At 66.9% G+C, this 13,763-nt stretch carries 2 protein-coding genes and 1 tRNA gene; 1 reads left to right on the forward strand and 2 read right to left on the reverse strand.

Going from position 1 to position 13,763, the window contains the following annotated elements; genetic code table 11:
• Positions 1–224 precede the first annotated feature (224 nt).
• Complete coding sequence (locus LRP66_RS01830) at positions 225–12,335, reverse strand: autotransporter-associated beta strand repeat-containing protein (RefSeq protein WP_230480788.1); 12,111 nt, start codon at positions 12,333–12,335, stop codon at positions 225–227.
• A 724-nt stretch (positions 12,336–13,059) separates the two neighbouring features.
• Here LRP66_RS01830 and LRP66_RS01835 point away from each other — a divergent pair.
• The gene (locus tag LRP66_RS01835; protein ID WP_230480789.1) at positions 13,060–13,221 is read left to right on the forward strand and encodes a hypothetical protein; all 162 of its coding nucleotides are present in this window, start codon (positions 13,060–13,062) and stop codon (positions 13,219–13,221) included.
• Between the two features lie 351 nt (positions 13,222–13,572).
• Here the strand turns inward: LRP66_RS01835 and LRP66_RS01840 are convergent.
• Positions 13,573–13,649: transfer RNA gene (locus LRP66_RS01840), tRNA-Pro, on the reverse strand.
• Between the last annotated feature and the right edge of the window lie 114 nt (positions 13,650–13,763).

Below are 13,763 nucleotides of genomic sequence, written 5' to 3' on the forward strand. Positions count from 1 at the left end.
CCCCGCATCGGGATAGGCATTGTCGAGGTAGACCAGCCCACGCGATGCGCCACTTGTCCCCGTACGTGCAAAGAGGGATCCCGGGGAACGGGATGACGTGTCACGCTCCTGGCCAGGTGATGAAGAGCCGTGAGGCGAGCGGTCGTAGCCGAGACGAAGCTTTCGGAGTGAAGTGCCCTGAAGACCGCCGCGCATCGTCGCCACCGCCGCCCGCCAGTCCTTCCCTAGAAATCGATGCGGGCATTGATGTTGATGCGTCCTTCCTTCTGACGACGGCTGATGCTGTGCTCCGCATTCAGGTCGATCATCGCCCAGCGTGCCAATCGCGCGTTCAGCCCGCCGCCGAGCAGACCGACGACCGGGGGAAGCTCGGCGCCACGGATCGTGAAATCGCCTGCCCCGATCGGTGCGCCCGAAAAACGCATCGCGCTGGTGGCGTCGCGCTCGCCCCAAATATGGCGAACGCCGGTTGCGACAAAGGGCTCGACCCAGCCGGACCCGCTGACACCCCGGTAGGCAAGACGGATCTGGCCGCTCACCTGATACAGGTCGCGCCGCTCCCGCCCGACGGCCAGCGACAGGACGCCCGCACCCTCTTCGGTGAAACCATCGCGGATGACGCTCGTCACGCCGCCCGAAACCTGAGGGGTCACCGCCAAATTGCCGCCCAACCCGATCCGGCGCCCAGCGCTACCACCCAGGCTGTAGCCGTGAGTGCCCGCCTTGCCGTTCGCTCGCCCCAAGACATCGGCGTTCACCACGACGGTGCGTTGCGACCGGATATCACCGGCGAAATAGCTGGCCGTGACGCTCGCATAGGACAGGCCGTCGTCGAACCCGGCATAGGCACCGAATTGATGGATCGTGCCTTCGCTGCGCGACAGGCGGGCCGACGCCGTGGACTCGATCTGGTTTATCCCCCAGGCCAGCCCGAAACTGACCGGTCCGGATCGCAGTTCCGAGCCCATACCCTGTCCGGTGTTGAACTGCCGGACCGAGGCGGCCCCATCACGCGCGGCGATACGCCCATCGGAGCCATAGCCGACGAACCACACCGCCAGTCCCGCATCCGCCCGATTCTCGATGGCGGCGGAGAGGCCGTTCGCGCGGTTGGCAGACCAAAGTCGCTCGATCGCATTAAATGGTCGGCCGTCTCCGCGCCAGATCGCCGCGCCGATCGTACCGAAGCCGCCCTGGGTGGCGATGCGCTGCTGCAACAGTCCGGCAAAGCCAGTCACGGCGGCAGCGCTGACCGTCGATATGTTGCCGATCGCTTCGCCGGACAGGGAATCGAAGGTCGCGGCCCGTTGGCCCGGGGTGCCGCTAGCGATGCGATTGAGCGCATTGGCATAGGCGTCCGACGCGGTGAAGCCCGCACCGCCCAGCGCGGCAGCGACCGCTTGCTGACTGCCCGTGCCGCCGTCGGACAGGGCCGCGGTAAAGTCGACCTGCTTGCGAACCTCGATCAGCGCGCTGCCGGGCACGAGGTCATAGCGCAAGCGCCATCGCAGCGCGGGATCGTTCGACACGGAGCCCAACGTACCACCGTTGGCGAAGCTACCCGTCAGGCTGCCGGCCTGAACAACGGTGTAGAAGCGCGAGACGAGATCGTCCGCACCCGTGGCGATCGATCGCACCATGACTTCGCCGCCGCCGAGCGCCGCCGCTCCGACGACGCGGATCCGGTCGGAGGCGTAGGCGCCAGCCCCTCCGGCGACGTCGAATACCAGAGTGCCGCCGGTGACGGTCAAGCTGCTCGCCTGTAGAACGCCCAAGGCTTGCATGGTGGTCCCGGGTGACAACGTCCCGGCCTCGAGCGTCAGGGCCGAGCCGATTGTGCCGCCGCCGGTCAGCGTTCCCCCGGTCACGCGCATTGCGCCCGCCGTTTCCCCCGCGAACTGCAACGTACCGCCCAGGACATTGAGGCGCGCGGTCGTCATGCCTTGCCCCGGCGCGTAGACGAAGGTTCCGCTGCCGACCTTGTCGATATCTCCCGACCCGACGAACCGCCCCGTAAAGGCGGAGTCCGTGCCGGATCCGCCCAGTGTCAGTCGGCCGCGCGTCCCCGTCGCGACCGTACCGCCACCGTTCGGCCCGTCGCCCAGTGTGGCGATGCTTTCGGTAAGGTCAGTCGCATCCAGTGTGCCATTTGCGTCGATGCTCACGGTCGACCGATCCGACAGCCGCTCATCTGCACCCAGCGCCAGCGTTCCGCCCAGGATGACCACACGGCTTGCCGCCGTTTGTCCGGACAGCCGCGACAGGCCATCGCTCTGCACCAATGTACCCGTCCCAAGATTCGCCTGCACGCTCGCCCCGGACAGTATGTACTGCCCTGCCGTCAGCACGCCTGTTCCCGACAGTCGGCCAGCGATCGCCGCCGTCCCGACCGTATTACTGAAGCCCCCAAGATCGAACGTTGCCCCGCTGCCGATCGACAGCGCGGCCGTATCCGCCAGCCGATCGCTCGCGCCGAGGTTCAGCGTCCCGCCCGCGACCGTCACGACCGAAGCCGCGCTGGACCCGGTCAAAGTGGAGAGGCCCGACCGCTGGACCAGCGTTCCGGTCCCGAGGTTCGCAACGACGGCCGCGCCATCGAGGGCATAGGTGGCAGCGGTCAGGGTGCCCGTACCGGTAACGCCGCCCGCGATGGTCACCGTGCCGACAGTGTCGCTGAAACTGCCAAGGCTCAACACCGCCCCGCTGCCGATCGACAGCGCGGCCGTATCCGCCAGCCGATCGCTCGCGCCGAGGTTGAGCGTCCCGCCCGCGACCGTCACGACCGAAGCCGCGCTGGACCCGGTCAGGGTGGAGAGGCCCGACCGCTGGACCAGCGTTCCGGTCCCGAGGTTCGCAACGACGGCAGCGCCATCGAGGGCATAGGTCGCAGCGGTCAGGGTGCCAGCGCCGGTCAGGCTGCCAGCGATCGCCACCGTCCCGACGGTATCACTAAAGCCCCCAAGATCGAACGTTGCCCCGCTGCCGATCGACAGCGCGGCCGTGTCCGCCAGCCGATCGCTCGCGCCGAGGTTGAGCGTCCCGCCCGCGACCGTCACGACCGAAGCCGCGCTGGACCCGGTCAGGGTGGAGAGGCCCGACCGCTGGACCAGCGTTCCGGTCCCGAGGTTCGCAACGACGGCAGCGCTATCGAGCGCATAGGTGGCAGCGGTCAGGGTGCCCGTACCGGTAACGCCGCCCGCGATGGTCACCGTGCCGACGGTGTCGTCAAACGCGCCGAGGTCGAGCGTCGTCCCGCCATCAATCGACACGGCGGCGCTATCCGAGAGGCGATCGCTCGCTGCCAGGCGCAGGCTCCCCCCAACGGTCGTCACTGTCCCGGCGCTGCTCGTTCCTGCCAGGATCGACGATCCTGATTGCTGGATCAGCGTGCCCGAGCCGAGAGCGCCGCTGACATTGGCGCTATTCAGCGTGTAGGTGGCTGCCGTCAGCGTGCCGGTGCCGACCAACGTACCGGCGAGTATCACGCTGCCGACGCGGTCGCTGTTACCCTGCAGATCGATCGTCGCGCCGGTACGGACCGTCAGAACGGCCTCGTCGGCGAGGACATTCGACGCCCCAAGGCGCAGGATCCCGCCGGCGACGTCGAGCAGGGTCGCGTCGGCGCTGCCGGTCAGGGTCGAGACACCGCTTGCCTGCGTCAGCGTGCCGGTGCCGAGCCGCCCCGCGACTGTCGCATTATCAAGCGTGTAGGCCGAAGCCGTCAGCGTGCCCGTGCCGACCAGCGCTCCGGCGAGGGAAAGCGTGGTCACCGTGTCGCCATACGCCTGCATGTCCAGGGTGGCGCCGCTCGCGACACGGACCGCCGCACCGTCGGAAAGGCGATCCGCGCCGCCAAGGCGGAGCGTGCCTGACGCGATCGTTACACCCGTCGCGTCGCTGCGACCAAACAAAAGGGTCGTGCCCTGTTCGACACGCAGCAGTCCGAGGCCGAGGTTGGCGTTCACCGTGCCGCCTTGCAACGTATAGTTCGCGCCGTTGCTGGCCACCGCCGTCGCCGTCAGGGTCGCCGTGCCGTCGACCGTCCCGGCGGATGTCAAGGTGTTGACCGTCACGCTGTTGCCGCCGAACGCCAGCGTACCCGCCGCCTCGACGATCATGTCGGTCGTGGCGGGCAGAAAGGTCGTTCCCGCCACGACCAGCGTTCCGCCGGACACATGCGTCGCGCCGCCATAGGCGTTCGTGCCGGTCACGGTCAGCGTTCCGCCGCCGACCTTCGTCAGGCCGCCGGTGCCAGCAAAGGTGCCGGCGAAGGATCCGCCGCCGACGATCAGTGTCTTGCCGCCGAGCGCGACGGTCGATCCGCCGACGCCGTTCAGGATCTGGACGGTCGCCGTGTCAGGGTTGACGCCGGAGACGTCGAACGTTGCGCCGCTGGCCGTCAACGATACGCCGCGGGCGGTGGCCAGGCTGCCGTCGCCAAGGAGGGCCAGGGTGCCCGCGCTGACGCTGACGTCCGTCGTCAGCGAATTGGCACCGCTCAGTATCAGACGCCCGGCGCCTCCCTTGTCGAAGCCATCAGCACCGTTACCGGAGAGAATGCCAGCGAAGGTCGCGTCGGCGCTGTTGATCATCGAGAGGCCGCCGCTGGCTAGGTGGATACGAGTGCCCGCGTCACCGGAAAGCGCGGCGATCGTCACCCATGCGCCGGCATCGGCGATCAGCGTCGTCCCCGATCCGGTCAGCGTGACGCTGGCGGCGTTGGCGAGCGCGGCGGCGTTCGCCAGCCGCAAACCACCCCCGGTCACGCTGACGGCACCGGAGAGCCCGTTCGCCGCAACCAGCGTCACCGTTCCTGCGCCGCTCTTGATCAGCGAACCCGCACCATCGATCTGCGCCGCGACCGTGCCGTCGCCGGACTGCTCATAGGTCAGGGTTCCGGCGTTGATCAGGGTCGATCCCCCGATGCTGGTCGTCGTGCCGATCAGGGACGTGCCCGCGTCGATCGTCGTTGAGCCGCTCCAGGTGTTGCCGCCCACCAGGGTGGTGGTTCCGGCGCCGGTGAAGCGGACATTTTGCCCCGCGATCGATTCGATGATCGCGCCGGACAGGGTGATGGCCCCACCGCTCCGATTGCCGAAAATGCTCGGATCGGTCGCCAGATTTGGCGCCGCCACCGCAAGGTCGATGGCGTTCGCATAGGTCCCGACCGCCGCGAAATCGACCGTCGGGTCGATCATGCGCAGCGTCGCGCTACCGGCCGCTGTCGTGCTTGCCAGGGTAAGCGTGGCGCCGTCGATCCGGATGGTTCCGATCGTACCGGTCCCCGCCAGGGTCAGCATACCCGCCCCGGCCGTCCCGGTGCCGACGTTGACGGTGGTTGCGACCAGATCCGTGACCGTCCAGCTGCCCATGTCGCGCTTCGTCAGCGTGGTAATGCCGACGGCGCCGGATGCCAGCACACCGTTTGTGTCGCCGCGCAGGTCGAGCGTGTTGCTGCCGCCGCCCAGATCGATCGTACCGACCTGGGCTCCGGCGAAGTCCCCCGCCTCGCGCAGCGTGACGGCACCGCTCATCGCCGCCCCCGCACCGGTGACGCCGGTGTACAGCGCCAAACGGTCATCCCCACTGCCGAGCGTGATCGCGCCTGTGGTCGAACCGGCATACAGGCGCATGTCGACGGCGCCGACGGTCGATGCGACGGAGGTCGAGCTTCCGTAGTTGTCGAACACCGCGCTGCCGCCCGTCACGCTTATGTCGCCGACCGCGCCCCCGGCCGCCGTTACGATGCTGCTCGTCCCGGAACTGGAAACCGACGCTGTCGATGCCCCGTTGCGCGTGAGCAGCGTTCCGCCGGCCAGCGTCAGCATGCCCGACCGGATCGTCCCCGCATTATCGACGGTGGCAGAAGCGGTCTGGCGATAGCTTCCGAGGTCGAGCGTCGCCCCATTCGCCACCGACAGCGCCGTACCGGACGCCAGCCGGTCGTCGCCGCCAAGCGTCAATGTTCCGGCAGCGATCGATACCGTCCCGGCGGCGCTCGTGCCGGTCAGGGTCGACGCGCCGCTGGCCTGCGTCAGCGTGCCCGACCCCAGGTTGGCGCCGATCGACGCGCCTTGCAGCGTGTAGGTGTCGGCGGACAGCGTCCCGGTGCCGGTGACGGCGCCGCTCGCGGTCAGGCTGCGGACGGCGTCGCTATAACCCTGGATATCGAGCGTTCCAGCGGCCGCGATCGTCACATCGGCATTGTTGCTCAGCCGGTCGCTCTCCCCCAGCCGCAGCGTCGCCGTGCCGATGGCGACGGTCGTGGCGCCCGCCGTGGCGTTCAGCAGGTTTACGCCATCGTCGACGTACATCCGCCCGCCGCCAAGTGCGAGATTGGCGGTCCCGCCGCTCAAATGATAGGCATCCGCCGTGAGCGTGCCGGTGCCCGTCAGCGTGCCGAAAATGGTGAAGGCACCGACGGCATCGCTGAAATTCTGAAGGTCCAGCGTCGCGCCGGCCCGTACCGTCAAGGTCGCGGTGTCCGACAACACGTCCGACGCCCCCAGCCGCAGCGTGCCGCCGGTGATGTCCACGACCTGTGACTGTGAATAGCCTGTGAGCACCGAAACGCCACTCGCCTGCGTTAGCGTGCCCGTGCCGAGCCTGGCGTTCACCGTCGCGCCGTTCAGCGTATAGGTCGCAGCCGTCAGCGTGCCGGTGCCGGCGAGGGTGCCCGCGAGCGCGAGGCTGGCGATGGTGTCGCTGTAGCTTTGCAGGTCGAGGGTTCCGCCCGTGACAGTGACGGCAGATGCGTCGGACAGCATGTTGCTGCTGCTGAGGCGTAAGGTTCCGTCGGCCACCTGGGTCGTGCCGCTCGACAGGGTCGCGCCGGTAAGGGTCAGTATGCCACTGCCCGTTTTCGTCAGCGTACCCGTACCGGTGATCGCCTGGGCGAACGTTCCGTCGGTCGCCTGATCGAACACGAGGCTCGCGTTGTTGACGATCTGCCTGCCTGCGATCGTCGCGCTGGTGCCGGTCAGCGTGCCGGTGGAGACGGTCGTTATGCCGGTCCAGCTGCCCGCGCCCGACAGCGTCAGGTTTCCAGCACCGGTCTTCGTCAGCGAGCCTGTGCCCGAGATCGTTTGACTCGTCGCTCCATCGGACGTCTGGTTGAATGTCAGTGTCGCATTGTTGACGATCGACGCGCCGCCCAGGCTGGTCGTCTTCCCGATCAGCGTGCCGCCGGAAATCGTGGTAGTCCCGGTCCAGGTGCCAGCACCGGACAGGACCAGCGTGCCCGATCCGCTCTTGGTCACGGTGCCTGACCCGGAAATCGGGATCGACATCGTGCGGTATCCGTCCTGCACGAAGACCAGCGCGCCATCATCGACGATCGACCCGCCGGAAATGGTCGAAGCCGACCCGCGTAGCGTCGCGCCAGCGGCGATGGTGGTGGCGCCGCTCCATCGGTTGGCCGAACTCGATAACGAAATTTCGCCGCTGCCACCGATGGTCACCGCTTGCGCCGCAATGCCGGATCCGCGTGTGATCGCGCCGCTGAGCGTGGCCGTCGTACCACTGTCGGCGGCGAACCTTATCGTCCCGGCCGAACCTGTCGCGTCCAGCAGAATCGCGTTGGCGTAGGCGCCGGTCTGACCGAACGCGACCGTTCCGTCCGCCATGCGGATCGTCCCGCTGCCCGTCGCGCCTGCGGTCAGGGCGTGCAACGTCCCGCCGTTGATCGAAAACTGATTGGCCAGGCCGGTGGCCGAATCCAGCGCCAGCGTGCCGCCGACGATGCTGACGGGCGAGGATATCGCGGTCGCGTCGCGGATCGTCCAGGTGCCGCTGCCGGACTTACCGATCGTTTCGAAGCCGATGATGTTTCCGGTCAACGTCCCCGTGCCGCTGCCGTCGAAGGTCAGCAAGTCGGTGCCGTCGCCACCGCTGACATAGCCGGTGACGGTCGTGGTAGCCGACGCACCCGATCCGCCGGTCAGTGTCTGTGTGTCGTTGCCGCCCCATAGCTCGACAAAGCCGGTCGTGGTCGATCCGGCCGCCAGCGTGACGGTGTCGACGCCGCCGGTGATGTTGATCGCAGCGTTGTACGGCCCGGCATTTGTCGCGGTCAGCGTGCCTTGGTTGACGATGGTCATGCCGGCGAAGCCGCCGATCGCCACGCCGCCGGTGATGGTGCCGCCGGCACGATTGATCACGGTGCCGCTGCCATAGGCCTGCACCCCGTAGCTTCCGGTCGCGCCGGTGATGCTTCCGCTGTTGTCGACGCTGGTATTGGCCGACAGGGCGAACACGCCGACACTTTGGGAACTGGTGATGCTGTGCCCCGCGGCGTTGGTCACGCTGGCGCCGTCGGAGGTGATGCGAACGGCCTCTGCCATGGTGCTGCCGATCGTGCCTCCGTTCGTCAGCGATGCGCCGGTGCCGCTCAACAGGATGGCGGCGGTGCCGGTCGTCGAGACGCTGCCCCCGCTGCCGATCGTGATCCTGCCATCGGTGCCGCCGGTGATCCCACCCGCAGCCGTCACCGTGCCGACGAAGCTCACCGTGTTGCCACTGGACACACCGGACACGGTGACGCCGCCGCTGCCGTCGATCGCGTTCGATACCGTTCCACTGCCGCTCTGGAGATAGGCGAGCGAAGCATTGACTGTGATCGGAGACGCGGAGGACAGGCTAATAGTGGAACCGGCCAGCGTCCCCGCCGACACGATCGTCCGTCCGGTCCAGCTGCCGGTCCCGCCGAGGGTCAGCGTACCGGCGCCCAGCTTCGTGAGGCTTCCGATTCCGCCGATGGAAGCGGTGAAGCTGGCGTCTGTCGCCTGATCGAAGACCAGCGCACCGCTGTTCGCGATCGCGGCACCGGACAGGGCGGCGCTTGCCGCTCGCAGCGTGGCCCCTGCGGCGATCGTCGTGGTGCCTGTCCAGCGATTGCCACTACCGCTCAGCAGGATGGTCCCGGCGCCACCGATCGTGACCGATTGTGCAGTCGTGCCCGCGCTGCGGGTCATCGCACCCGATAGGGTCGCGGTGATCCCGCTGTCGGCCGACAGGGTCGCCGTCCCCCCGGCCGTGTCCAGGAACAGGGCGTTGGCGTAGCTGCCGCTCGCGGCATAGCGCAACGTGCCGTTCACCAGATGCAGACCGCCGCTGCCGAACGCGCCCCCGGATTCCGCGACCAGCGTTGCGCCATTGACCTCGATCCGGTTGCTGCCGCTGGTGTTCAGGAAGGCGATCGTGCCGCCGTTGGCCGCGATCGCGGTGCTGCCCAGTGCCCCGCCGGTCAGCCGCAGCAGGTTCGCCCCCGACTTGGTGATCGTCTCGAAGCCGGAGAGGTTGCCGGCCAGCGCGATGGTCCCGGCGGTGCCGGAAAAGGTCAGCGCGTCGCCTGTGCCGTCGCCGCCGTCCAGCGCGCCGGTCACGGAGATGCCGGTCGGCGCGGCGGCGGTCCCGGTCGTGATCGTCAGGCGGTCGGTGCCGCCGCCCAATGCGATTCCACCGATTATCGAGGATCCGTCGCTCAAGGTGACCGTATCGGCAGCGTTGCCGAGATGTATGGCCGTGCCGACACCGGTGATCGTGCCGCTGTTCACGATGGTGGCGCTGCCGCTTCCGGCGGTGGTCTCGATCGCGTACTTCGCGCTGCGAATCGTACCGGCGTTGGTGACCGACAGGCCGTTCGCCAGATCGTAGCCGAAGATGGTACTGTTGCCGGTATTGAGGGATTCGATCACGCCGCCCGCATGGTTGGTGACAGTCCCCTGCACGTCGAAGAAATCGACGCCTTGCTGGCTGGTGATCGTCCCGCTGTTGTCGAGATCGGCCTGGTCATAGAACAGAGCGGCCTTGGCGGCGCCGGAAATGGTCGCGCCCGCCGCGTTGACGAGCGTCAGCGCACCCGCGCCACGCTCGAGATGCACTGCGCCCATACTGCCTGCGGCGTCCGTGTTCTCGATTCGGCCGCCCGTGGCATTGGTGAGCGTGGTGCCGGTCAGTGCATGAATACCGGCCAGAACCCCGGTGATCGTGCCACTGTTGGTCAGGGTTATTCCTGCCCCTTCGAAGCGGACGCCATCGCCAGCACTGCTGGTCACGGACCCGCTGTTGGTCAGGTTGCCGCCGGCAAAATAGCTGATGGCGTGGCCGACGCTGCGGATCGTGCCGCTGCTCTGCACGTCCAGCGCGATATAGTCGCTGTAGATGCCGTTGCCGTTGGTGCCCTCGATGGTGGCGCCGACACGATTGGTCAGCGTGCCGCCGCCGCTGAATTGGATACCTGTCCAGCCACCCCGGATCGTCCCGTAATTGTCGACCGTCAGCGCGCCGGCCGAATAGATGCCCAGACCGTAATAGTCCGTGGCGTCGATCAGGGCGGCGCTATGGGTCGCGTCGCCGTTCCGGACGACGCTTGCCTGTTCCATTTCCAAGTTCAGGTTGACGCCGAAAGCGACACCCGTCACCGATCCGGTGTTGGTGATGTCGGCGATCGCCCGGGCCAGGATGCCTGCGTTCCCCCCGTTGATCGTGCCGCTATTGTCGATCGTCCCCGCCATTTCCATTCGGGTGGCGGGGTTGTCGGTACGATAGACGACGACGCCATTGCCGGTCGCGGTGATCGACCCGCGATTGGTCAGATAGAGTTGCGCGCCCGTGAAGACGGCGCTGGGGTCTTCGGGATCGATGTTGGTGCCGTCATTGACGATCCGCCCGGTGCTTTCGTTGACGAGCGTCAGCGCGCCGCCACTATCGATCGCGCGTCCGCCACCATCGCCCGACAGCTTGATAAGCCCGGAATTGGTGATCGTCGCCGCGACCGCGACGCGGATGGTCGCGGTCGCGGCACTGGACGTGGTCGACAGACTCCCTGCGTTGATCAGCGCGGCACCGGCCTGCAACAGGCTGACCGCCGAGTAGGCGCCGCTGGTATCGACAGAACCGCCGCTTCCGATCGCGATGCGGCCATTCGTCCTGCCCTGGATACCTTGTGCGGCGGTGACGGCGGCATCGAAGCTGACGGCGGCGCTCGCATCCAGGCCGCTGACCGTCACCAATCCGGTGCCGCCGATTTGCCGGCCGACCGAACCGCTCGCCGTCTGGACATAGGCCAGTGTCGCGTTGTCGACGATACTCGATCCGATCAGCGTGTCGGTCGTACCGGTCAGCGTGCCCGCCGATACCGTCGTGGTGCCGGTCCAGCCCGCACCGGAGCCCAGGGTCAGCGTGTTGCTGCCCAGCTTTGTGAAATTGCCGGCCCCGGTGATCGATGCCGCGGTCGTCGTATCGGTGGTCACGTCATATGCCAGCGTCGCACCGGCCGCGATTGACGTTGCGCCCGTCCAGTTGGCGGGATTGCCACCGAGCGTCAGCGTGCCACCGCTGATGGCGATGGTCGCCGCGGTAGTCGCGAGATTGCCCAGCCGGAAGCTGCCCGTGCCTGCCTTGGTGATGCTTTCGAAATTGCTGATCCGGGACGTGATGGTCGTGGCACCGCCATTCCCCTGAAACGCCAGCGTGTCGGTGCCGCCCGATCCGTCCAGGTCGCCGGTGATCGTCGCTCCCGCGACGATGTTCAGCGTGTCGTTGCCGTCGCCCAGCAGGGCGCCATTGGTCGTCGACGCGCTGTTCAGCGTTACCGTATCGTTGCCGTCGCCCAGGCTCATCGCCAGCAGGCCGCCCGATATGGTGGCGTTGTTGACGATCGTCGCCGCGCCGTTGCCGGTGCCGACCATCTGGATCCCGTAGCGTCCGGTGACCGAAATGGTGCCGTTGTTGGTTACCGACAGGCCGTTGGCGACACTGCTGGCATAGATGGCGCTGTTACCGGAATTGGACGCCGAAATCGTCCCGCCGACCTGGTTGGTGATCGAACCGCCGAGGTTGAAGAAATCCATCCCTTGGTCGGCGCTGATCGTGCCGCCGTTGGTGATGTTGGTGCTGCCGTAGAATTTACCGGCTTTTCCGACGCCGCCGATCGTCGCGCCGGTGGCGTTGTTCAGCGTCAGCGTGCTCGACGCCGACTGGACGGTGATCGCCGTGGTGCTGCTGCTGGTACCGCTCAGCGTGCCGCCCGATTTGTTGTTGATGGTGGCGGTGGTCGCGCCCGAGGTCACGACAACCGCCTCGGTCGATGTCGCACTCGTGACGGTCCCACTATTGTCCAGCACCGCGCCGGGAGCCGTCAGCGCGACCCCGGCGGTGGCGCCGTTGCTGGTGCGCGTCGTACCGCTGTTGACCGTCACGGTTTGCGCCGACGCCTGCATCACGACGATGTGCGCGGCAGCAAACGCGGTCGTTCCCAGCCAGCGACTGCGCCGTATCCGATGTTTGGCAGTGCCGCGCCGAATAGTGATGACGCCAAGCACAGCGTCGGACATGGCCATAACGTCCCTCCCCAAGCGTCGATCGCCGACTTCTCCGTCAACCCCCGAACGGAAACCGGTATTCTAAATCAGCTTTGCCAATTACCATAAGTTAAATTCTCAGATCTCTTTTAACCAACTCGCAGGAGCATCTGTGATGTCTTCTGCAACGTCTAATATTTGGCGTCTCGCCGGATGCTTACAATGGGATGGCGAATGAGCGGTTCCTTCAAATATTGCCAGCGCTTCATTGCATATTCCTACCATGCGTGGCACGGTTTGATGTTGCACCAGGCGAATCAATTATGCCGATGCTCAATCGATACTTTGCGCTTCGATTCAATACGCTAGCATGAAGCAACTGAGACCGCGACACGCCACCACGGTCGTCGGCAAAGACCTACGCGTTTTTTCGCGACCCGCCCGGATCGAACATCATCGAAGTGGCCAGCTGAAAGGCTGGCAAGCAGCTTTGAGGAAGGCGGGGCGGCCCTAGGGCAGTCGGGGAAGAATTCAGGCGCAATACCGCGCCGCTGGTCATGCGAGCACCCAACGACGATGGCAGGAAGGCTGCCCGAACCCCACGCCAGCGGATATACCGCGGCACGATAACGGACCGCCGCCCGACGCGCATGGGCGTGTCGACTCGCCGCTGAACCGCATTGGCAAGGAGCGAATCCCGATCCTCGCCGCGACCGGGAAGCCCGATCCAGCCCCGCTGTCGGCGTATGATCGGAAGTTGCTCGACAACGTCCGTTTCCGGTATCTGATCGTCAAGCCACTGAACGCAATCGCCGCCCATCAGGCCAAGGAGATCACGCGCCTGCTCACCGCGATCGAGGCGCACCGGCCCGACCTCGAAGGCGCCTCGAACCTGACGCCGTTCGCAACGAAGCGCTGATGCCAGTCGAGCGTCCAGCGCGCCGCGACACCGCCACGGGCGAGGACCTCCCAAGCCTCGGCATGAGGGGCGTTCGCGGTCGCGTGGTCGCCCGCTTCCACCAGGCTGCCAGCCTGATCCTGCTCGATCCGCTGCAACCGCCAGCGCAGGGCAGCGCCGAACACATGCTTCCTCTGCCCGCGACACAACTCAGTCGGGCAGAAATAGCACGAGCACGCCGCCAATAATAGCTGCCGCCGCGCAGTTTCAGGTTCGGGAATCCCCCGTCATCGCCTCCGATGGGTACAGCGAGGGGGACAACGATCCCCGATCGCCGGGATGGCGACGCAAGATCAACGACTTAGATGCGGATGGTCGGGGAGACAGGATTCGAACCTGCGACATCCTGCTCCCAAAGCAGGCGCGCTACCAGACTGCGCCACTCCCCGACAGGCGGTTGCCCTTAGGGGAAGCGGGGTGGCGGGTGCAAGGGCTAATTGGGCGGCGCCATTCTCGGCGCCACGCCACCCTCCCCCCAAACCCTGCCGCCGACACCCGGCATT

Origin of the sequence: Sphingomonas sp. Leaf21 (assembly GCF_916858675.1) — a bacterium.
Lineage (GTDB): Bacteria > Pseudomonadota > Alphaproteobacteria > Sphingomonadales > Sphingomonadaceae > Sphingomonas.